The organism is Pseudomonas sp. gcc21 (assembly GCF_012844345.1).
GTDB lineage: Bacteria > Pseudomonadota > Gammaproteobacteria > Pseudomonadales > Pseudomonadaceae > Halopseudomonas.
This window is the reverse complement of the sequence record NZ_CP051625.1, coordinates 2,903,425-2,924,778: the sequence shown is the minus strand read 5'-3', so window position 1 is coordinate 2,924,778 and position 21,354 is coordinate 2,903,425. Positions and strand designations below refer to the sequence as shown.

Genomic DNA, 21,354 nt, shown 5'->3' with positions numbered 1-21,354 from the left:
GCGGCGCCAATCGGCGCCGCTTTTCATCAAGGATGATGCATGGCTCTTCAGCTGTCCGATCCGCGACAGGCCTGGCTCGCCCTGTCCATGCTCGATGGTCTCGGACCTCGTTCCCTCAAACGCCTGCTCGGTTATTTCCCTTCTGCGGTTGAAGCACTGGATGCGGATTTCATGACGCTGCAACGCCTGGGCGTGACCGCCGGGCTGCAAGCCAGCATTCAGAAACTGCAACAAGGCGATAGCGAAATACTCGATCGTATCGGTGCCGCGCTGGACTGGCTCGACGCGCCCGATTGTCACCTTCTGCATCTTGAATCACCGGGTTACCCGCCGTTACTGCGCGAGATCGCAGACCCGCCGCCGGTGCTGTTTGTGCGCGGCAATATCTCACTGTTGACGGATCCGCAGCTGGCGATGGTCGGCACCCGACATCCTGGGCCGCATGGTGCTGCGACGGCGAGGGCCTTCGCTCGCAGCTTTACCGAGAGCGGACTGGTAGTGACCAGCGGCATGGCCCTAGGTATCGACGGTGCCTGTCATCAGGGCGCGCTTGATGTTTCGGGCCAGACGATCGCCGTCTGGGGCACCGGGCTGGATAACTGTTATCCCAAGCGGCACCGCAGGCTGGCCGACGATATTCTGGCCAATGGCGGTGCGCTTGTTTCGGAGCTGGCGCCCGCGATGGGCCCGCATGCCAGTCAGTTCCCCAGGCGTAACCGAATCATCAGCGGCCTGAGCCTGGGCACGCTGGTAGTCGAGGCCAGCCTGAACAGCGGATCGTTGATCACCGCACGCCTGGCGCTCGAGCAGAACCGCGAAGTCTTTGCCATGCCCGGCTCGATTCATAATACCCAGGCGCGCGGCTGTCACCGCTTGCTCCGTGACGGTGCTACGCTGGTCGAGACAGTCCAGGATGTACTCGACGTATTGCGTGTACCGCTTACCGCCGCACTGGCTGAACCTGCTGCGTGCGACGGGGCGAGCCCAACAGATCATCCGCTGGATAAATGGTTGAGTCACGAACCAGTCAGCGCGGATTGGCTGAGTCAGCACAGCGGGTTGCCGGTGCATGAGGTGCTCCAGGGTCTGCTCGAACTCGAATTGGAAGGCATCGTGCAACAGACACCGCACGGTTATTCTCGCCGCTGATCTTGAGCCGTTTGTCTGGCTCGGCTACTGTCCCTACTTGCAATCCATATGAGGCAGGGCATGTTGGCAAACTGGCGAATCAGGCAGGTAGACAGAGTTCTGCATGCGGGCGGAGTCATCGCCTATCCGACCGAAGCGGTATGGGGATTGGGCTGTAATCCATGGAAGGCCGATGCCGTCGAACGCCTGCTTGAACTCAAGCAACGGCCGGTGGAAAAAGGCCTTATTCTCATAGCAGGCGCGATCGAGGAGTTCGATTTCCTGCTTTGGGACCTGCCCGATAGCCAGTTGGCCAAGCTGCGTCTGTCCTGGCCAGGCGCCAATACCTGGCTGGTACCGCATGAGGACCGGTTGCCGCCGTGGATAACCGGGCAGCACGAAACGGTCGCCTTGCGGGTCAGCAATCACCCGACCGTGCAACAGCTGTGCGCCGTGACCGGACCCCTGGTATCCACCTCCGCCAACCCATCGGGTCGACCGCCGGCGCGCTCGCGTCTGCGCATAGAGCAGTACTTTCATGGCGCACTGGATGACGTTGTGCCCGGCCCGTTGGGGGGCCAACGCAATCCGAGTATCATCAGGGACCTGAGAACCGACGCCATCATTCGCCCTGCCTGAGAAACCGCTGTGAACAATACTCCCCAACCTGCCGATGTTGCTGATGTAAAAGCCTACCTGACCGGACTGCAGGATCGCATCTGCGCCGCCCTGGAACAGGTAGATGGCCGGGCCCAGTTTGCCGAGGACGAATGGCAGCGCCCGGGCGGCGGTGGTGGTCGATCACGCATCATCGAAAACGGCGGTCTACTCGAAAAAGGGGGTGTCGGCTTCTCCCATGTATTTGGCGATGGCATGCCGCCGTCGGCAACAGCGCATCGGCCGGAGCTGGCCGGGCGGCACTTCCAGGCGATGGGCGTATCGCTGGTCATGCATCCGGAGAACCCGCACATCCCGACGTCGCATGCCAACGTGCGGTTCTTCATCGCTGAAAAAGCCGATGCGGACCCGGTCTGGTGGTTCGGTGGCGGCTTCGATCTCACGCCTTATTACGCGCATGAGGAAGATTGTGTGCACTGGCACCGGGTCGCCCGGGATGCCTGCGCGCCATTCGGCGACGACGTATATCCCCGCTTCAAAGCGTGGTGTGACGAGTATTTCTATCTGAAGCATCGTCAGGAAGCGCGCGGCATTGGCGGGTTGTTCTTTGACGATGTGAACCAGTGGGGTTTCGAGCGCAGTTTCGAATTCATGCGCGCCATTGGCGATGCCTATCTCGAGGCGTATCTGCCAATTGTCGAGCGGCGCAAAACCCAGGCTTACACCGCCGAGCAGAAAGCCTTCCAGGAATACCGGCGCGGCCGCTATGTCGAATTCAACCTGGTCTATGACCGGGGCACGCTGTTCGGATTGCAGACTGGCGGCCGTACCGAATCGATACTGATGTCGTTACCGCCCACGGTTCGTTGGGGCTACAACTGGCAACCTGAACCGGGCAGCGCCGAGGCGCGACTCACCGAAGAGTTTCTGCCGGTCCGTGACTGGCTCAAGGAGCTATCGTGATGGATCGTTACGCAGTAATCGGCAATCCGATTGAGCACAGCAAGTCCCCGCTGATCCACCGGATGTTCGCTGAACAGACCGGACACCCGCTGACCTACGAAAGGTTGCTGGCGCCGCTGGACGATTTCGACGGCACGCTGCGCACCTTTCTTGCCACAGGTCATGGCGTGAACATCACTGTTCCCTTCAAGGAGCAGGCCTGGGCAATTGTTGATCAGCACACCGATGCGGCGGAGCGAGCCGGTGCAGTGAACACCATCCTGAAGCTCGACGACGGACGGCTGCTGGGTGATAACACTGATGGCAAAGGTCTCGTACGCGATATTCAGCACAATGCGGGGCTTTCTTTGGCAGGTCTGCGAATCCTTCTGGTCGGCGCGGGCGGGGCATCCCGCGGGGTGCTGCAACCTCTGCTCGAAGCGGCGCCCGATCAGCTGTGTGTCGTTAACCGCACGGTTGAAAAAGCCGAACACTTGGCTGCGCTGTTCGTTGATCAGGGACCCGTGAGCGCAGCGGGGTTTGGCTGGATTGAAGAGCCCGTGGATCTGATCATCAACGCGACCTCGGCGAGCCTGCACGGCGAGGTCCCAGACCTTTCGCCTAAGTTGATTCGCCCGGGTCATACCTGGTGTTACGACATGATGTATAGCCAGGAGCCAACCGCCTTCAATCGCTGGGCCAGCGAACACGGGGCGGCACGCTGTATCGATGGGCTCGGGATGCTGGTTGAACAGGCGGCCGAAGCTTTCCTGCTCTGGCGGGGTGTGCGGCCAGACACCGCCCCGGTGTTGGCTGCTCTACGCTAGGGATTAGCAGAGAACTGCTGCGCTAGGCGGCGCAGCATCACTGCCGCGCCGAACGCACCGCGGCGGCCAGTTGCCCGGTCAGTTTCAGCACCGCCGCGACGGCTTTTTCGCCTGTTTCAGCGCGTTCGATACACTCCACCAGGGCCGAGCCCACTACTACTCCCTCGGCGTCGCGGGCGAAGCTGGCGGCCTGTTGCGGAGTACGCACGCCGAATCCCACACATAGCGGTATCGCGGACTGCTGTCTGATGGCGCCGATTGCATCGCGTACTCGCGCCCCATCCGCCTGACCTACCCCCGTTACGCCGTTAAGCGAAACGTAGTAGAGAAAGCCGCTGGCCTGGGCCAGTACCCTGGGCAAACGCTGTTCATCGGTGGTTGGCGTTGCCATGCGGATCATATCGATGCCATGTTGCCGTGCCAGTGGGCCCAGCTCAGCGTCGTGCTCGGCGGGTACATCTACGACTAACAGTCCATCGACGCCGGCCTCGCTGGCATCACGCATGAACTCCGCTGCACCGTAACGGTGTATCGGGTTGTAATACCCCATCAAGACCAGCGGTGTGGTCTTATCGTGCTCGCGAAACTGCCGCACCATCTCCAGTGTTTTACGCTGGGTCTGGCCAGCGCGCAGGGCACGCAGCGCAGCGGCCTGAATGGTGGGCCCATCTGCCATGGGATCGCTGAACGGCATGCCCAGCTCAATGATATCTGCGCCCGCGCCGGGCAATTGTCGCAGCAGCGCCAGGCCAGATTCGTAATCGGGATCGCCGGCACAGACATAGGTAACCAGCGCGGCGCGATTGTTTGCAGACAGTTGTTGAAAGCGGGCTTGAAGACGTGAGCTCATGCTTGCTCCTCCATCAGACGCAGCACAGTGGGCATATCCTTGTCGCCACGTCCGGACAGGCAGACCACCATCAGGTGATCGGCAGGCAGCTGCGGCGCGAGCCGGGAGACTTCGGCCAGCGCATGGGCGGTTTCCAGCGCGGGGATGATGCCTTCCTGTCGACAGCAGGTGTGAAAGGCCTCCAGCGCCTGCTTATCATCGATAGCGGTGTATTCCACCCGTCCCTGCTCGTGCAACCAGGCATGCTCGGGCCCGATGCCTGGATAGTCGAGGCCGGCGGAGATGGAATGCGCATCGGTGATCTGACCATCGACATCCTGCAGCAGATAGGTGCGGTTGCCGTGTAATACGCCGGGAAAGCCGCCCTTGAGGCTGGCGGCGTGCTTGCCACTCTTGAGCCCTTCACCGGCTGCTTCGACACCGATCATGCGCACCCCGGCATCGTCCAGAAAGGCATGAAACAAACCCATGGCGTTGGAGCCGCCACCGATGCAGGCCACCAGGCTGTCCGGCAGACGCCCCTCGCGCTCGAGCATCTGCTGGCGCGTTTCGCGGCCAATCACGGCCTGAAACTCACGAACCATGGTCGGGTAAGGGTGCGGCCCGGCTACGGTCCCGATCAGATAGAAGGTGTTGTCGATATTGGTCACCCAGTCGCGCAACGCCTCGTTCATGGCATCTTTCAGGGTGCCGGTTCCGGACCTGACCGCGATGATTTCAGCGCCCAGCAAACGCATGCGCGCTACGTTGTCGCGCTGGCGCTCGATGTCGGTAGCGCCCATGTACACCACGCATTGCAGGCCAAAGCGCGCCGCTACTGTGGCAGTTGCCACGCCGTGCATGCCCGCGCCGGTTTCGGCGATGATGCGCATCTTGCCCATGCGCCGCGCCAGCAGAATCTGCCCGATGCAGTTGTTGATCTTGTGGGCGCCGGTGTGATTGAGCTCCTCACGTTTGAAGTAGATCTTTGCTCCACCATGGAGCGCCGTTAACCGCTCGGCGAAATACAGCGGGCTTGGCCGCCCCACGAACTCGGCCTGGAAACGATCCAGTTCAGCCAGAAAGTCTGGTTCGGCCATGGCCGTGTTGAATGCCTGTTCCAATTGTAGAATCAGCGGCATCAGCGACTCTGCAACGAAGCGACCGCCGAAGATTCCGAACTGCCCCTGGGCGTCGGCACCCTGGCTGAAACGCGTTGTAGCTGTCTGCATGGTCGGTTCCTCTACTGGGTGGGTTGCAGCTGAAAATCATGCAGTGAATGCTAAAGCAGACAAGGAGGAGTAAAAATCGATAAGATCGCTGCGACCTGTGAGAAAAAGTGACCTATCCATGACCGGAAGATTGCCCTCGCTCAATGCGCTTAAAGCCTTCGAAGCGGCTGCTCGCCTTGAAAGCGTGAGCCAGGCCGCTGAGCAGCTGAACGTCACACACGGCGCTGTAAGTCGGCAGATACGCACGCTTGAGGAGGAGCTCGGGGTTGCGCTGTTCGAAAAGTCCGGCCGCGGCGTGAGACTAACCTCGGCCGGCAGACGCCTGCGTGACAGCAGTCGCGATGCCTTCGATCTGCTGCGTACCACCTGTGCGGAAATAGCCGGGCTTCGGGCAGGCGCTCCGTTCTTGCTGGCTTGCCCTGGCAGTCTACTGGCGCGCTGGTTTATCCCCCGGCTTGACCGGTTGAATGCGGAGCTGCCGGAGCTGAATCTGCATCTGTCGGCCAGTGAGGGCGAGCTGGATCCGCGGCGCTCCGGGGTCAGCGCAACGCTGCTGTTCGCAGCGCCACCCTGGCCTGGGGATATGCACGTGTATCCTCTGACGAATGAGCGCATCGGGCCTGTATTCAGCCCCGGTTATGCAGGTGCCGCGGCGTTGCACGGCAAGTCCACTGCGGTACTGGCCGGTGAGCCACTGTTGCATACGCTGTCTCGCCCGCAGGCCTGGAGTGACTGGGCGCACGCGGCTGGGCTTGATGCGGATTCGTTGAACAGCGGGCAGGGTTTCGAGCATCTGTACTACCTGCTGGAGGCAGCACTCGCAGGGCTCGGCGTGGCTATCGCACCGGAGTTGCTGGTCGCCGATGACGTCGCCTCCGGTAGATTGATGGCCCCCTGGGGATTTGTCGAAACGGCTAACCAGCTGGCACTTTGGGTGCCCGCGCGCCAGCCGCAACGGCAGGCTGAAGCACTCGCCGGGTGGCTGAAAGGCAATCTTGGTTCAACCAACAGCCCCGCCAGGGCCGGATCAGTGGAGTGAATATGCGGGCTCGTGCAGCCAGAACCCTTCGATCGTGCTTACTGTTGGCACTGGCTGGCCTGTTTGCTGGCTGCAGCACCGTGGAATACGCGCATCAGGCATGGCAAGGCCAGCGCGCCGTGATTCGTGACAGCGTGCCGATACGCGCCATTCTCGAAGACCCGGCAGCTGACCCGCATCTGCAGTCGAGGCTGGCGACCGCCTTGGAGGCACGGCGTTTCGCCAGCAACGCCCTCGCCTTGCCGGATAACCCCAGCTATACCCGTTATACCGCTCTGCCTCGCACCTATGTGGTGTGGAATGTATTCGTCACGCCAGAATTTTCGCTGGACCCCATGGAGCATTGCTATCTGATAGCCGGCTGTGTTGCTTACAAAGGCTATTTCGAGGAAGCACGCGCACATCAGGAAGCAGCAGTCTGGCGCGATCAGGGCATGGATGTGTTTGTTGGCGGTGTGCCGGCCTACTCTACGCTGGGCTGGTATGACGACCCGGTGCTCAGTTCCATGATGCACTGGGACGACGACTACGTCGCGAAACTCATATTCCATGAGCTGGCCCATCAGCGCTTCTATATCAAGGACGACACGGCATTCAACGAGTCCTTCGCCAATTTCTTGGGCCAGCAAGGGCTGCGCCAGTGGCGAGCGTCCCGAGGCTTGTCACCGCCAGACATGGCGCTGGATCGGCGCCAACAGCAACTCATCGAAGTGGTTCTGGCGACGCGGGGCGAACTGGCAACCCTGTATGCCAGCGACCTGAGCGAGGCAGAAAAACGTATCGCCAAGGCAGAGCGTTTCGCTCAACTGCGCGCTGATTATCAAAGGCTGCGTGACGAGCAATGGAATGGCTACGCCGGCTTCGATCAATGGTTCGGGGATTCGCTGAACAACGCCGCATTGCTACCCTTTGGTTTGTATGACCAGTGGGTTCCTGCCTTCGAGCGGCTGTTCCAGCAGGTCGGGGAAGATTGGTCAGCCTTTTACGCGGCGGTAGAACGTCTCGGACATCTGGCGGAGCCGGACAGAACCCAGCGTCTCATTCAGCTGGCTGGCGAGTCCTGAGTGATCTGAAGCCGGAGCTGATGGCCCGTCAAAACCCCATGCGAAGCGTCTAGCATGGTATTCTACGTCCAAAATAACAGTAACCGAGGCCTCACCATGAAAGCAGTTGGATATCATCAGGCTGGCGACATCAATCGTTCAGACGCGCTCATCGACATCCATTTGCCGATTCCCTCCCCTGGTCCGCGTGACCTATTAGTCAAAATCAACGCCATTTCAGTCAATCCGGTCGATACCAAGATCCGCAGAACGCGCGAGCCTGCTTCGGATATTGCCGAAGTGCTCGGTTGGGATGCGGTAGGTATTGTCGAAGGCATTGGAGAGGAAGTCAGTGGCTTCGCGGTAGGTGACCGGGTGTTTTACGCCGGAGCGGTCAATCGGCCCGGCAGCAACGCGGAATACCAACTGGTCGACGAGCGCATCGTCGGGCATGCGCCGGAGAGCCTGAGCGATGCCGAGGCCGCTGCTCTGCCACTTACGGCTATAACGGCGTGGGAGTTGCTGTTCGACCGCCTCGGTGTGCCGGAAGGTGGTGGCGCCGGGCAGAGTCTGCTGATCGTCGGCGCTGCGGGTGGGGTGGGTTCGATTCTGGTACAGCTGGCGTGCCGGTTGACGCGGCTGAAAGTGATCGCGACCGCCGCCCGCCCTGAAAGCGTTGAATGGGTAAAAACACTTGGCGCGAAATACGTGATTGATCACAGCCAGCCGTTCCTGCCCCAGCTGGAAGCCCAGGGTCTTGGACCAGTGACGATGGTGGCATCGCTGACACACACTGCCGAGCACTTCGATCAATACGTTGAGTGTCTGGCGCCGCAGGGCAAGCTCGCCCTGATCGATGATTTCGAAACCCTGGATATCCGCAAGCTCAAGCCCAAAAGCATTTCCCTGCACTGGGAGTTCATGTTCACCCGCAGTCTGCATCAAACACCGGATATGCATGCGCAGGGGTTGTTGCTCGACCGGATCGCCGCCCTGACGGACAAGAACACGCTGCGCACTACACTGGCCGAGCATTTTGGCGTCATCAATGCGACCAACCTGATCAAAGCCCATCAGCTGCTCGAAAGCCATCAATCGCGCGGCAAGATCGTGCTTGAGGGCTTCGCCTGACGTAAGGCGCGCGGGGCGTTTTTCGGTGCCGCCGCGTTAGCCTCTGGCGGCGCGCATCGGTTTTACCTAATCTGTAAGAGCTGACTTGAGCACAAGGTGCCATTGATCAGCTTGCGAGCCAGGCGTTCAAAGGCGTCTTGAAGGTACTCGCTCCCGATAATAATAAAGCAGGCAGGTGACCATGAATTACCCAAGCCTTGGTTTTGCCCTGGGCGAGACGCTGGACATGTTGCGCGACCAGGTTCAATCCTTCGTCGCGGCAGAATTGGCCCCGCACGCCGCTGCCATTGATCGTGACAACCAATTTCCCGCCGGGATGTGGCGTCGTTTCGGCGATCTGGGTCTGCTCGGCATCACGGTTGAGGAGCAATACGGCGGCGCTGGCCTGGGTTACCTCGCCCACATCATCGCCATGGAGGAGATCAGCCGTGGCTCTGCCTCGGTCGCCCTGTCCTACGGCGCGCACTCCAATCTCTGCGTCAACCAGATCCACCGCAACGGCACCGCCGAGCAGAAGGCGCGCTATCTGCCCAAGCTGATCAGCGGCGAGCACGTGGGTGCGCTGGCCATGAGCGAACCCAACGCCGGTTCGGATGTGATGAGCATGTCGCTCCGCGCCGATCGCCGTGGCGACCGGTATGTCCTGAATGGCAGCAAGACCTGGATTACCAACGGTCCGGACGCCCACGTCTATGTCATCTACGCCAAAACCGAGCCCGAAGGCGGCTCGCGCAGCATCAGTGCATTCATTGTCGAGCGCGACTGGCTCGGCTTCAGCCGGGGCGACAAGTTCGACAAACTGGGGATGCGCGGCTCCAACACCTGTCAGCTGTTTTTCGACGACGTTGAAGTGCCTGAGGAAAACCTGCTCGGTGAACTCAACGGTGGCGCGCGCGTATTGATGAGTGGCCTGGACTACGAGCGCGTGGTGCTGTCTGGTGGCCCGCTGGGCATCATGCAGGCCTGTCTGGATGCCGTGCTGCCCTATATTCATGAGCGCCAGCAGTTCGGCCAGGCCATCGGTGAGTTTCAGCTGATCCAGGGCAAGGTCGCCGACATGTATACCCAGCTCAACGCCAGCCGTGCCTATCTGTACGCCGTGGCTCAGGCCTGTGATCGCGGCGAAACCACGCGCAAAGACGCCGCGGGGGTAATCCTTTACACCGCCGAGCGCGCCACGCAGATGGCCCTCGATGCGATCCAGATTCTCGGCGGCAACGGATATATCAATGACTACCCCACCGGCCGCCTGCTGCGCGACGCAAAGCTTTACGAAATCGGCGCGGGCACCAGCGAGATACGGCGCATGCTGATTGGGCGGGAGCTGTTTAATGAGACGCGCTGAGCTATCGCACCCGACATTTTCCGGGCTCGTCGAGTACTGCGTGGGAGTAAGACCTTGGCGTAGCGCAGGCGCGCTACACCCCCAGGGAAGTGAATCCGCGCAATCGGGGCTGCCGTCCTGGGGTTGTCGAGCGCCGGCTCGACGACAGCTTGCAGTCAGCACTAAATTCGCTATGGGACGCGGGTTTAATAAAGTGGTCCGTCTAAATGGGGGGTCTCGCTGCGGCAAAAATCATCGGCGTAGCGCAGGCGCGCTACACCCCCAGGTAGCCTTGCGAGCCAGCATCTCATGATTCTCAACACCCACATCAACCCGCAATCCAGCGAATTCATCGAGAACGCCAGCGCCATGCGTGCATTGGTCGAGGAACTCCATCTATTGCTGGCGCGCATTGCCGAAGGCGGCGGTGCCAAGGCGCAGGAGCGGCATCTGTCCCGCGGCAAGCTGCTGCCGCGTCAGCGTATCGATACCCTGCTCGATCCCGGCTCGCCCTTTCTCGAAATAGGCCAGTTGGCCGCGCATGATGTCTACGATGAAGCCGTGCCTGCCGCCGGGCTGATTGCCGGCATCGGCCGTGTCGAAGGCGTCGAGTGCCTGATCGTCGCCAACGATGCGACGGTGAAAGGCGGCACTTACTACCCGCTCACCGTCAAAAAGCATCTGCGCGCCCAGGCCATCGCCAACGAAAACCGCCTTCCCTGTATCTATCTGGTCGATTCCGGCGGAGCCAACCTGCCGCGTCAGGACGAGGTGTTCCCTGATCGCGAACACTTCGGGCGCATCTTCTTCAATCAGGCCAACATGAGCGCCCAGGGCATTCCGCAGATTGCCGTGGTGATGGGCTCCTGCACGGCGGGCGGTGCCTATGTGCCGGCCATGGCGGATGAAGCCATCATGGTGCGTAACCAGGCGACCATCTTTCTCGCCGGCCCGCCTTTGGTGAAAGCCGCCACCGGCGAAGTGGTCAGCGCCGAGGAGCTGGGCGGTGCCGATGTGCACTGCCGGTCCTCGGGCGTGGCCGATCATTATGCCGAGGACGATGAACACGCGTTGGCATTGGCCCGCCGCTGTATCGCCCATCTCAACTGGCGCAAGCAGGGCGTACTGAACAGCCGCGGGCCAATTGCTCCGCGCTTCCCGGCAGAGGAGTTGTACGGGCTGATCCCTGCCGACCCCAAGCAGCCGCTCGAGGTGCGCGAAGTGATTGCCCGGCTGGTTGATGACAGCGCGTTCGATGAGTTCAAGGCGTTGTTCGGTACCACTTTGGTATGCGGCTTTGCCCACCTGCACGGTTACCCCGTGGCGATACTGGCGAATAACGGCGTGTTGTTCAGCGAGTCAGCGCAAAAGGGCGCGCATTTCATTGAACTGGCCTGCCAACGCGGCATTCCGTTGCTGTTTTTGCAGAACATCACCGGTTTCATGGTCGGGCAAAAATACGAGGCCGGCGGCATCGCCAAACACGGCGCCAAACTGGTCGCCGCGGTGGCCTGCGCCCGCGTGCCCAAGTTCACCGTCATCATCGGCGGCAGCTTTGGCGCCGGCAATTACGGCATGTGTGGCCGGGCCTACGATCCGCGTTTTCTGTGGATGTGGCCGAATGCGCGTATCGGTGTGATGGGCGCCGAACAGGCCGCCGGCGTGCTGGTGCAGGTCAAGCGCGAACAGGCCGAACGCCACGGCGAGACGTTCTCCATTGATCAGGAACAGGCGTTGCGCCAGCCGATTCTCGATCAGTATGAACATCAGGGGCACCCTTATTATTCCAGTGCCCGCCTCTGGGATGATGGCGTGATCGACCCGGCGCAGACCCGGGATGTCCTCGGTCTGGCGATTTCCGCCGCCCTTAACGCACCCATTGAGCCGACGCGGTTCGGTGTATTCAGAATGTGAGTAGGGTCTGTTGCCGTTTCGGCACGGCCGCGACCCGTCCCTTCGGGTTGCGTGGCAAATGACGCCATGCGGCGTTGCGAGACTTGGCAAGGGAGCAACCATTACCTGCGTCCCGCGCCTTGCCTGGCATCATTTGACACAGCAACGCGACTCGCGACGAAACGGCATCAGACCCTTAGGCACGGCTCCACAGACAGCGGAAGACAGACGTATGACTGATTTCAATACCATTGAGCTGGAACGTGATGCGCAGGGCGTCGCCACCCTGTGGCTCAACCGGCCGGACAAGAACAACGCCTTTAACGCCGAGATGATCGCCGAGCTGCTGCAGGCCATCGATCAGGTGCAAGCGGATGATTCGCTGCGCTTTCTGATTCTGCGCGGGCGCGGCCGGCATTTCTCCGCTGGCGCAGACCTGGCCTGGATGCAGGCCTCGGCGGAGCTGGACTACAACGCCAATCTCAACGACGCCCGTGAGCTGGCGCAACTGATGACCAGCCTCAGTCAGCTGCGGCTGCCAACGCTGGCCGTGGTGCATGGCGCGGCCTACGGCGGCGCGCTGGGACTGGTGAGTTGTTGCGATATGGCGATCGGCGCGGAAGAGGCGCAGTTCTGCCTGTCGGAGGTGCGTATCGGCTTGATACCGGCCGTGGTCAGCCCCTTTGTCGTGCAGGCCATGGGCGCGCGCTCTACCCGGCGCTATGCGCTGACCGCCGAGCGCTTCGATGGCCGGACCGCCCGCGAGCTGGGATTGCTTGCTGAGTGCTATCCGGCCGACAGTCTTGACCATGCCCTGCAGGGCTGGATCGACAATATGTTGCTGAACAGTCCTGCGGCCATGCGCGCCACCAAGCTGTTGATGCTGGAGGTCAAGCAGGGCGAGTTTTCCACACCGCTGCGCCGTTACACCGAAGCGGCCATCGCGCGCATTCGTGTCAGTCCCGAAGGTCAGGAAGGGCTGAAGGCATTTCTGGAAAAACGCAAACCGGTGTGGCAAGCATGATCAGTCGCCTGCTGGTCGCCAATCGCGGCGAAATTGCCTGCCGGATCATGCGCACCTGCCGCGAGTTGGGCATTGTCTCCGTGGCTGTGCACAGCGACATCGACCATGACGCGCGTCATGTGCGCGAGGCAGACCTGGCAGTCGCGCTGGGCGGAGCCAAGCCCGCCGAAAGTTATCTGCGCATAGATGCCATCATCGAGGCCGCACGCCGGAGCGGCTGTCAGGCGATTCACCCGGGCTACGGTTTCCTCTCGGAGAATGCCGAGTTCGCCCGCGCCATCGAAGCCGCCGGGTTGATCCTGCTTGGCCCGCCTGCGTCGGCCATCGACGCCATGGGCAGCAAATCCGCCGCCAAGGCCTTGATGCATGAGGCCGGTGTGCCACTGGTGCCAGGCTATCATGGCGCAGACCAGAGCCTTGAAACCTTCCGGGATGAAGCGTCACGTATCGGTTATCCGGTGCTGCTCAAGGCCAGCGCGGGCGGTGGCGGCAAGGGCATGAAGGTGGTCGAGTCCGAATCCGAGCTGGCCGAGGCATTGGCCTCGGCGCAACGGGAAGCGCGGTCATCCTTCGGTGATGAGCGGATACTGGTTGAGAAATATCTGCTCAAGCCCCTGCATATCGAGATCCAGGTGTTCGCTGATCGGCATGGTGGCTGTATCTACCTCAACGAACGCGATTGTTCCATCCAGCGGCGACATCAGAAAGTCGTCGAGGAAGCGCCAGCTCCCGGCCTGACGCCCGCGCTACGTGCCGCCATGGGCGAAGCGGCGGTCAAGGCAGCACAGGCGATCGGTTATGTGGGTGCCGGGACTGTTGAGTTCCTGCTCGACGAGCGTGGCGACTTCTTCTTCATGGAGATGAACACCCGGTTGCAGGTCGAGCATCCAGTCACTGAAGCCATCACCGGGCTGGATCTGGTCGCCTGGCAGATACGCATCGCCGAGGGTGAGCCGCTGCCGCTGGGCCAATCGCAGGTACCGCTCAATGGTCACGCGATCGAAGTGCGGCTTTATGCCGAGGATCCTGCCAGCGGGTTTCTGCCGTCAACGGGCCGGCTTGAGCTGTACCGCGAGCCGGCGGCGGGTCCCGGCCGCCGGGTAGATAGCGGCGTTGAGCAAGGTGATGAGGTTTCACCCTTCTATGATCCGATGCTCGCCAAGCTGATTGCCTGGGGCGAGACGCGGGAGCTGGCCAGACGGCGGTTGCTGCAAATGCTCGGCGAAACAGTGGTTGGCGGGCTGCACACCAATCTGGCGTTTCTGACGCGGGTCATAGCCCATCCGGCCTTTGCTGCGGCGGAGCTGGATACCGATTTCATTCCGCAGTACGAGGCGCAGTTGCTACCCACGCCCGAGCCCTTGGCTGATGCGTTCTGGCAGGCCGCCGCTGATGCCTGGCTTGCCACTGAACCGCCTATCCAGCGGCACGGTGATATGTATTCGCCCTGGAGCCGCCTCACTGGCTGGCGCGCGGGCCTGAGCGCTGCCCAGCCATTGCATCTGAGCTGCGCCGGTGAACGTAAGCGAATAGTCCCCTGCGCCGATCACGCGGCAACCGCTGCCGCACAATACATTCGCCAGGGCGCGACGCTGTACCTGCACTGGCACCACGACTGGCTGGCGGTACGGGCCGTCGATCCGCTGGCGGACGTGCAGGCTTCCCTTGCGCCGCAGGGCAGCCTGACCGCGCCGATGAACGGCAACATCGTTCGGGTGTTGGTGCAGACCGGGGATGAGGTGGCCGCCGGCGCGCCGCTGGTTGTGCTGGAGGCAATGAAGATGGAGCATAGTATTCGCGCCCCGGCCGCCGGACAGGTGCGCGAGATTTTCTACGCTGAAGGGGCGATGGTGGCCGAAGGCGCGGTATTGATAGACCTGCAAAGCCCCGCTGAAGCCCAATAGCGCAGCGACGCTGAGCATCATTAAAGGACCAGACAGCATGAATCACAGCCTGCCCACCCAGGTACGCCTCGTTGAAGTGGGCCCCCGCGATGGACTGCAGAACGAGAAGCAGCCGATCAGCGTTGCCGACAAGGTGCGGCTGGTCGATGACCTGACCGACGCTGGCCTGCAATACATCGAGGTCGGCAGCTTTGTCTCGCCCAAGTGGGTGCCACAGATGGCCGGCAGCGCCGAGGTGTTTGCCGGTATCAAACAGCGCCCGGGAGTGATCTATGCGGCCCTGGCGCCGAATCTCAAAGGGCTGGACGCGGCGTTGGCGGCGGACGTGAAGGAAGTCGCAGTGTTCGCCGCCGCCTCGGAGTCGTTCTCGCAGAAGAACATCAACTGCTCCATCGCCGAAAGTCTGGCGCGCTTCACTCCGCTCATGCAGCAGGCGCAGCAACATGGCCTGCGGGTGCGCGGCTATATTTCCTGCGTGTTGGGTTGCCCCTATGAAGGCGCGGTGCCGCCTGAGCAGGTGGCAAGCATCGCCGCTGAATTGTTGGCGATGGGCTGCTATGAGGTGTGTCTGGCGGACACGATCGGCGTCGGCACCGCCGGCCAGACGCGCAGCCTGTTTGATTTTGTTGGCCGCGATATCCCGCGCCAGCAGCTGGCCGGTCACTTTCACGATACCTACGGCCAGGCGCTGACCAATATCTACGCCGGACTGCTTGAAGGTATCAGCGTATTCGACAGCTCGGTCGCCGGACTTGGCGGCTGCCCCTACGCCGCGGGTGCTACCGGCAACGTCGCGACAGAGGACGTGCTCTATCTGCTCAATGGGCTGGGTATCCATACCGGCGTCGATCTGGATCAGGTGATCGCCGCCGGGCAACGCATCTGCACCCTGCTCGACAAGCCGAACGGTTCGCGTGTGGCGCGGGCAATCTTGGCCCAGGCCTGAAGGATTCCGCTATGCCCGCACCGTTCTGGACGCCCTCACCCGACCGCATTGCTGCCAGCCGGATGGACCACTTTCGGCGCTATGTTGAACAGCGCCATCAGGTTGAGCTGGCTGATTACCCGGCGTTGCACGCTTGGAGCATCGAGCAGCGCGGCGCCTTCTGGCAGGCCATTGTGGATTTCTTCGAGGTGCGTTTTGCGACGCCGCCTATTGACGTACTGCTTAAAGGCGAAGCCATGCCGGGCGCGCAGTGGTTTCCCGGCGCGACGCTGAATTTTGCCGAGCATCTGCTGCGCCGTCGAGACGTTCATCCTGCATTGGTTGCCGTCGCTGAGAGCGGCAATCGCGAGCAGCTCAGTTACGCCGAATTAAGCGCGCACGTCGCCGGGCTGCAGCGAGCGCTGCGTGAAGCCGGTGTGGAAGCTGGCGACCGGGTTGCCGCCTGCATGCCCAACATCTGGCAGACGGTGGTGGGCATGCTCGCCGCGACCAGCCTGGGCGCCGTGTGGTCATCCTGCTCGCCGGATTTCGGTACCCAGGGCGTGGTTGATCGTTTCGGTCAGATCGAGCCCAAGCTGCTGATCGCCTGCGCTGGCTATCAGTACGCCGGCAAGCAGATCGATCTCACCGACAAGCTCAAGGACATCCTCGCGCAACTGCCTTCGCTGGAGCAGCTGGTGCTGGTGCCCTATACGCACGCCGAGGCAAGTTCAGCGGATTTCGAATCCGTTGTACCCACCAGCCTGTGGCAGGACTTTTACCAGGCCGGCGGCGAGCCGAAATTCGTGCCAGTACCCTTCAATCACCCGCTGTATATCCTTTACTCCAGCGGCACCACCGGCGTGCCCAAGTGCATCGTGCATGGCACCGGCGGCACGCTGCTGCAGCACCTGAAGGAGCATGGCCTGCACACTGACCTGGGGGCCGAGGACAGGCTGTTTTATTTCACCACCTGTGGCTGGATGATGTGGAACTGGCTGGTCTCGGGGCTGGCGGTCGGCGCCACGCTGGTGCTGTACGACGGCTCCCCCTTCGAGCCGCAAGCGCAACGGCTGATGGACCTGATCGATGCTGAAGGCATCAGCGTATTCGGCACCAGCGCCCGCTATATCGCCGCGCTGGAAAAGGCCGGCTGCACACCGCGCAAAACCCATCAGCTGAGCCGCTTGAGAGCCCTGCTGTCGACCGGCTCGCCGCTGGCGCCGGAAGGCTTTGAATATGTGTATCGCGATATCGAGGCGGACCTGTGTCTGTCGTCCATTTCTGGCGGCACGGATATCGTTTCGTGCTTCGCGCTGGGCAATCCGATACTACCGGTGTGGCCCGGTGAGTTGCAGTGTGCGGGCTTGGGCATGGCGGTCGAGGTATGGAATGAGCAGGGCGAACGCGTTTACGGCAAGAAAGGCGAGCTGGTATGCACGCAGCCTTTTCCGTCGATGCCTGTCGGCTTCTGGCGGGATGACGACGGTAGCCGCTTTCACAAGGCGTATTTCGCGCGGTTTCCCGGTGTCTGGGCGCATGGCGATTACGCAGAGGAAACGCCGCACGGCGGGTTGATCATTCACGGCCGGTCCGACGCGGTACTCAACCCCGGCGGAGTGCGCATTGGTACCGCCGAGATCTATAGGCAGGTCGAAAAGGTTGAGGAAGTGCTCGAATCCATCGCCGTCGGCCAGCACTGGCAAGGCGATGAACGCATCGTGCTGGCGGTGCGGTTGCGCGACGGCGTAGCGCTGGACGCGGCGCTGGAACAACGCATCCGCCAGGTCATCCGCGCCAATGCCACCCCGCGGCATGTGCCGGCGCGCATCTTTGCGGTTGTCGATATCCCGCGCACGGTCAGCGGCAAGATCGTTGAAGTGGCGGTTCGCGAGACAATTCATGGGCGACCGGTGAAGAACACCGATGCGCTGGCGAATCCGGAAGCGCTGGAATACTTTCGTGATCGACCGGAGCTGGCTAGTTAAAGGTCTGTTCACGAGGTTGCCAGATTTCGCTCGGTGGCGAGCCCGAGGTGAGGCAAACACTGGCGTAGCGCAGGCGCGCTACACCCCCAGGGCGTGCCTCCGATCGGCGCATTCGTTTATCTAAGTGAGCGACCGAGGGGCTGGTTTTTCCTGGGGTTGGCGAGCGCCTGCTCGCCGACGAAGTTTGATGGAGCCGCAGATCCTGGCGTAGCGCAGGCGCGCTACACCCCCAGGGTTGGTCTCCGGTCGGCGCGTTCTGCCGTCTGGCTTGGCCACCCTGGGGTTGGCGTGCGTCTCGGGCCGCGTTCGGACGCGCCGACAGCGTTTGATGGAGCTGCAGAGCCTGGCGGAGCGCAGGCGCGCTACACCCCCAGGATTATCGCGCGGTCGTCGGCTTTAACCGAAACAGGGAAACCCTCGCATCACTCTCCGGTCACAACCTCATGACAGGCATTTGAGGCTGAGCCGGTCACCTGCTTCGCTTTACCCGGCCGTTATCTGACGCGGCCTGCGATCAGCCTCTCTTTGTCTGCATGCAGTCACATTCAGAACAAGCGAGGTTCCCATGGCCACAGTCAGCGAATATTTTGTCGAACGGCTTTACCAGTGGGGCATACGCCGCATCTATGGTTACCCCGGTGACGGTATCAATGGCGTGTTCGGCGCGCTCAGTCGGGCCAACGGCAAGATCAAGTTCATTCAGGCCCGGCATGAGGAAATGGCCGCCTTCATGGCTTCAGCTGACGCCAAGTTCTCAGGCGGTCTTGGCGTTTGTATCGCCACCTCCGGCCCGGGCGCTTCGCACTTACTGACCGGGCTATACGATGCACGCATGGATCATATGCCCGTGCTGGCTATTACCGGGCAGCAGGCGCGCACCTGTCTGGGCGGTCATTACCAGCAGGAGCTGGATCTCGTCTCCATGTTCAAGGATGTTGCTGGCGCCTTTGTGCAGCAGGCCAGCGCGCCGGCGCAGGTACGGCATCTGGTGGACCGTGCGATTCGTACTGCATACGGCGAGCGCAAGGTGGCGGCGATCATTCTGCCGAACGATTTACAGGAGATGGAATACAGCGAACCTGAGCGTTCCCACGGCACCATCCATTCCGGTATCGGTTACAGCAGGCCTAAGGTTGTGCCCTATGAGACAGACCTGCGCTTGGCCGCCGACGTGCTGAACGAAGGCAAAAAAGTCGCCATTCTGGTGGGCGCTGGCGCTTTGCAGGCTACCGACGAGGTGATTCAGATCGCCGAGAAACTCGGCGCGGGTGTCGCCAAGGCGCTGTTGGGCAAGGCGGCGCTGCCCGACGATCTGCCCTGGGTGACGGGCTCGATCGGCCTGCTGGGTACCGAACCCAGCTACAAGCTGATGACCGAATGCGACACCCTGCTGATGATCGGCTCCGGCTTTCCCTACTCGGAATTCCTCCCTGAAGAAGGCCAGGCACGCGGCGTGCAGATAGATTTGAAAGCCGACATGCTCAGCCTGCGTTATCCCATGGAGGTAAATCTGGAGGGCGATGCGGCAGAAACCCTGCGTGCGCTGTTGCCCCTGTTACAGGACAAGACCGATCGCAGCTGGCGCAAGGACGTGGAAGCCTGGCGCGCCGACTGGGAGCAGACCCTTGAAGCCCGCGCCATGGTATCGGCCAACCCGATCAATCCGCAGCGGGTGGCGTTCGAGCTCTCGCCGCGCCTGCCGGACCGCGCAATCATCACCTGCGATTCAGGGTCCGCCGCCAACTGGTTTGCCCGCGACATCAAGATCCGCCGCGACATGATGTGCTCGCTGTCCGGCGGGCTGGCCTCCATGGGTGCTGGTGTGCCCTACGCCATCGCCGCCAAGTTCACTCATCCCGACCGGCCGGTGATTGCTCTGGTCGGCGACGGTGCCATGCAGATGAACAACATGGCCGAGCTGATAACGGTCGCCAAGTACTGGCAGGAATGGACCAACAAGCAGTGGATCTGCGCCGTATTCAACAACGAGGATCTTAACCAAGTGACCTGGGAGCAGCGGGTCATGGAGGGCGATCCCAAATACGAAGCGGCCCAGCGTATTCCCAGCGTGCCTTACCATCAATTCGCCGAATCGATCGGACTGAAGGGCATCTATGTCGACAGTGAAGACCGGGTCGCCGCGGCCTGGGAGGAGGCGCTAGCGTCCGACCGGCCGGTATTGATCGAGTTCAAGACTGACCCCGATGTTCCGCCGCTGCCGCCGCACATCAAGCTGGAGCAGGCCAAACAATACGCAGCGACCCTGTTGCAGGGCGATCCGGACCAGCGCGGGATTATCACCCAGACAGTCAAACAGGTGCTCGGCGGCGTGCTGCCACAGGATCAAAGCGATGAGAGCGGCAAGGACCAGAGCGGGCAATGAGTTTGTCCGCCGCTCCGCTGATCAGCAGCGTGCGCGCCTGCGCCTATCAGATCCCGACCGAGGCGCCCGAGGCGGACGGCACGCTGCAATGGAACGCCACCACGCTGATACTGGTCGAGCTGGACGCCGCAGGCGAAACCGGGCTGGGTTATACCTACGCGGATGCTGCGTTGCTGTCTTTGATCGATAGGCAGCTGCGACCGGTGCTCGAAGGTGCCAGCCCGCTGGATATCGGTGCGATAGTTGATCGACTCTGGATCAGCGTTCGCAATCTCGGGCGCTCCGGGCTCTGTGCCTGCGCCATTTCGGCGATCGATACCGCGCTGTGGGATCTCAAGGCCAGGCTGCTCGGTCTGCCGCTGGTGCGGCTGCTGGGCGCCAGGCGCGAATCGGCCCCCGTCTACGGTAGCGGTGGCTTCACTACCCAGGCCGGCACGCCGCTGTGTGAGCAGCTCGCCGCCTGGACGCGGGACGACGGTTGCCGCTGGGTCAAAATGAAGGTGGGTGCCGACCCGGCTGCTGATTTTCAGCGCGTGGACGAGGCGCGACAGGCGATAGGCGATGCCGGTCTGTTTATCGACGCTAACGGAGCGCATAGCAGCCGCACCGCTATTGCCTTCGCCCGCCGGATCGCCGATTCACAGGTGAGCTGGTTCGAGGAACCCGTCAGCTCCGACGATATACGCGGTCTGCGCGCCGTACGCGATGCGATCGGTGCCGCCGGCCAGCCGATGGATATTGCTGCTGGCGAATACGCTTATACCCCTGACGATGTTCGCCGTCTGCTGGAAAGCGGTGCGGTCGATGTGCTGCAGGCCGATGTAACGCGCTGTGGGGGTATCAGCGGCTTTCTACAGGCGGCGGCGCTGTGCGAGGCGTTTCATATTGATCTTTCAGCGCACTGTGCGCCGGCCTTGCATCGGCATGTGGCCTGCGCCGCGCCGCGTCTGCGCCATGTCGAATGGTTCCAGGATCATGTGCGGCTTGAGAGCATGCTGTTCGCAGGCGCACCGCAGGTCAGGGATGGCGTGATCAGGCCTGATCCAGATCAGCCCGGGCATGGATTGGCGTTCCGACACGCTGATGCCCGGCGCTACGCAATCTGACTGAATCTAAGGAGGCGA

17 protein-coding genes are annotated in these 21,354 nt (G+C 61.9%); 15 read left to right on the top strand and 2 right to left on the bottom strand.

All coding sequences use genetic code 11. The features are described from left to right. Nucleotides 1-39: 39 nt before the first annotated feature. The 4 genes from dprA to aroE are packed head-to-tail and all read left to right on the top strand — an operon-like array spanning nt 40 to nt 3,515. Complete coding sequence (dprA, locus tag HG264_RS13460) at nt 40-1,149, top strand: DNA-processing protein DprA (RefSeq protein WP_169408152.1); 1,110 nt, start codon at nt 40-42, stop codon at nt 1,147-1,149. A gap of 60 nt (nt 1,150-1,209) precedes the next feature. Next, a complete protein-coding gene (locus tag HG264_RS13455; protein ID WP_169408151.1) occupies nt 1,210-1,767 on the top strand; it encodes an L-threonylcarbamoyladenylate synthase in 558 nt (185 codons plus the stop codon). Between the two features lie 9 nt (nt 1,768-1,776). After that, a complete protein-coding gene (gene hemF, locus HG264_RS13450) occupies nt 1,777-2,709 on the top strand; it encodes an oxygen-dependent coproporphyrinogen oxidase (protein ID WP_169408150.1) in 933 nt (310 codons plus the stop codon). Then, complete coding sequence (aroE, locus tag HG264_RS13445) at nt 2,709-3,515, top strand: shikimate dehydrogenase (RefSeq protein ID WP_169408149.1); 807 nt, start codon at nt 2,709-2,711, stop codon at nt 3,513-3,515. Before hemF ends, aroE begins: the two co-directional genes overlap by 1 nt. A gap of 37 nt (nt 3,516-3,552) precedes the next feature. On the opposite strand, the gene trpA is transcribed toward aroE, so the two are convergent. Together trpA and trpB are read right to left on the bottom strand one after the other, a co-directional pair. Further along, entirely contained in the window at nt 3,553-4,365 is an 813-nt protein-coding gene (trpA, locus tag HG264_RS13440) for a tryptophan synthase subunit alpha (protein WP_169408148.1), read from the bottom strand. Further along, nucleotides 4,362-5,576, bottom strand: a complete 1,215-nt coding sequence (gene trpB, locus HG264_RS13435) for a tryptophan synthase subunit beta (protein ID WP_169408147.1) — start codon at nt 5,574-5,576, stop codon at nt 4,362-4,364. Before trpB ends, trpA begins: the two co-directional genes overlap by 4 nt. A 118-nt stretch (nt 5,577-5,694) precedes the next feature. Here trpB and HG264_RS13430 point away from each other — a divergent pair, with 118 nt between their 5' ends. The 11 genes from HG264_RS13430 (at nt 5,695) to HG264_RS13380 (ending at nt 21,336) form a co-directional block, all read left to right on the top strand. Continuing rightward, nucleotides 5,695-6,615, top strand: a complete 921-nt coding sequence (locus HG264_RS13430) for a LysR family transcriptional regulator (RefSeq protein ID WP_169408146.1) — start codon at nt 5,695-5,697, stop codon at nt 6,613-6,615. 2 nt (nt 6,616-6,617) lie between these two features. Further along, on the top strand, nt 6,618-7,679 hold the full coding sequence (locus HG264_RS13425) for an aminopeptidase (RefSeq protein WP_169408145.1): 1,062 nt from the start codon (nt 6,618-6,620) through the stop codon (nt 7,677-7,679). A gap of 96 nt (nt 7,680-7,775) precedes the next feature. Then, a complete protein-coding gene (locus HG264_RS13420) occupies nt 7,776-8,789 on the top strand; it encodes a zinc-binding alcohol dehydrogenase family protein (protein WP_169408144.1) in 1,014 nt (337 codons plus the stop codon). A gap of 181 nt (nt 8,790-8,970) precedes the next feature. Continuing rightward, entirely contained in the window at nt 8,971-10,134 is a 1,164-nt protein-coding gene (locus HG264_RS13415; protein WP_169408143.1) for an isovaleryl-CoA dehydrogenase, read from the top strand. A 288-nt stretch (nt 10,135-10,422) separates the two neighbouring features. Then, nucleotides 10,423-12,027, top strand: a complete 1,605-nt coding sequence (locus HG264_RS13410) for a carboxyl transferase domain-containing protein (protein ID WP_169408142.1) — start codon at nt 10,423-10,425, stop codon at nt 12,025-12,027. Between the two features lie 211 nt (nt 12,028-12,238). Beyond that, nucleotides 12,239-13,030: a gamma-carboxygeranoyl-CoA hydratase gene (locus HG264_RS13405; RefSeq protein WP_169408141.1), complete on the top strand. Its 792-nt coding sequence runs from the start codon at nt 12,239-12,241 to the stop codon at nt 13,028-13,030. Beyond that, the gene (locus HG264_RS13400) at nt 13,027-14,934 is read left to right on the top strand and encodes an acetyl/propionyl/methylcrotonyl-CoA carboxylase subunit alpha (protein WP_169408140.1); all 1,908 of its coding nucleotides are present in this window, start codon (nt 13,027-13,029) and stop codon (nt 14,932-14,934) included. The genes HG264_RS13405 and HG264_RS13400 overlap by 4 nt, the downstream gene beginning before the upstream one ends. 37 nt (nt 14,935-14,971) lie before the next feature. Continuing rightward, on the top strand, nt 14,972-15,880 hold the full coding sequence (locus HG264_RS13395) for a hydroxymethylglutaryl-CoA lyase (protein WP_169408139.1): 909 nt from the start codon (nt 14,972-14,974) through the stop codon (nt 15,878-15,880). Between the two features lie 11 nt (nt 15,881-15,891). Next, nucleotides 15,892-17,847, top strand: a complete 1,956-nt coding sequence (locus HG264_RS13390; protein WP_169408138.1) for an acetoacetate--CoA ligase — start codon at nt 15,892-15,894, stop codon at nt 17,845-17,847. A 565-nt stretch (nt 17,848-18,412) separates the two neighbouring features. Next, nucleotides 18,413-20,230, top strand: a complete 1,818-nt coding sequence (locus HG264_RS13385; protein WP_169408137.1) for a thiamine pyrophosphate-requiring protein — start codon at nt 18,413-18,415, stop codon at nt 20,228-20,230. Beyond that, a complete protein-coding gene (locus HG264_RS13380) occupies nt 20,227-21,336 on the top strand; it encodes an enolase C-terminal domain-like protein (RefSeq protein WP_169408136.1) in 1,110 nt (369 codons plus the stop codon). Before HG264_RS13385 ends, HG264_RS13380 begins: the two co-directional genes overlap by 4 nt. The last annotated feature ends 18 nt before the right edge of the window (nt 21,337-21,354 follow it).

What these genes read in the sequence shown, in the direction of transcription:
- aroE (WP_169408149.1), top strand. Translation starts at nt 2,709, where the DNA reads ATGGATCGTTACGCAGTAATCGGCAATCCGATTGAGCACAGCAAGTCC.
- trpB (WP_169408147.1), bottom strand. Translation starts at nt 5,576, where the DNA reads ATGCAGACAGCTACAACGCGTTTCAGCCAGGGTGCCGACGCCCAGGGG.
- HG264_RS13430 (WP_169408146.1), top strand. Translation starts at nt 5,695, where the DNA reads ATGACCGGAAGATTGCCCTCGCTCAATGCGCTTAAAGCCTTCGAAGCG.
- dprA (WP_169408152.1), top strand. Translation starts at nt 40, where the DNA reads ATGGCTCTTCAGCTGTCCGATCCGCGACAGGCCTGGCTCGCCCTGTCC.
- HG264_RS13415 (WP_169408143.1), top strand. Translation starts at nt 8,971, where the DNA reads ATGAATTACCCAAGCCTTGGTTTTGCCCTGGGCGAGACGCTGGACATG.
- HG264_RS13420 (WP_169408144.1), top strand. Translation starts at nt 7,776, where the DNA reads ATGAAAGCAGTTGGATATCATCAGGCTGGCGACATCAATCGTTCAGAC.
- HG264_RS13385 (WP_169408137.1), top strand. Translation starts at nt 18,413, where the DNA reads ATGGCCACAGTCAGCGAATATTTTGTCGAACGGCTTTACCAGTGGGGC.
- HG264_RS13400 (WP_169408140.1), top strand. Translation starts at nt 13,027, where the DNA reads ATGATCAGTCGCCTGCTGGTCGCCAATCGCGGCGAAATTGCCTGCCGG.
- HG264_RS13425 (WP_169408145.1), top strand. Translation starts at nt 6,618, where the DNA reads ATGCGGGCTCGTGCAGCCAGAACCCTTCGATCGTGCTTACTGTTGGCA.
- HG264_RS13395 (WP_169408139.1), top strand. Translation starts at nt 14,972, where the DNA reads ATGAATCACAGCCTGCCCACCCAGGTACGCCTCGTTGAAGTGGGCCCC.
- HG264_RS13410 (WP_169408142.1), top strand. Translation starts at nt 10,423, where the DNA reads ATGATTCTCAACACCCACATCAACCCGCAATCCAGCGAATTCATCGAG.
- HG264_RS13380 (WP_169408136.1), top strand. Translation starts at nt 20,227, where the DNA reads ATGAGTTTGTCCGCCGCTCCGCTGATCAGCAGCGTGCGCGCCTGCGCC.
- HG264_RS13390 (WP_169408138.1), top strand. Translation starts at nt 15,892, where the DNA reads ATGCCCGCACCGTTCTGGACGCCCTCACCCGACCGCATTGCTGCCAGC.
- HG264_RS13455 (WP_169408151.1), top strand. Translation starts at nt 1,210, where the DNA reads ATGTTGGCAAACTGGCGAATCAGGCAGGTAGACAGAGTTCTGCATGCG.
- trpA (WP_169408148.1), bottom strand. Translation starts at nt 4,365, where the DNA reads ATGAGCTCACGTCTTCAAGCCCGCTTTCAACAACTGTCTGCAAACAAT.
- HG264_RS13405 (WP_169408141.1), top strand. Translation starts at nt 12,239, where the DNA reads ATGACTGATTTCAATACCATTGAGCTGGAACGTGATGCGCAGGGCGTC.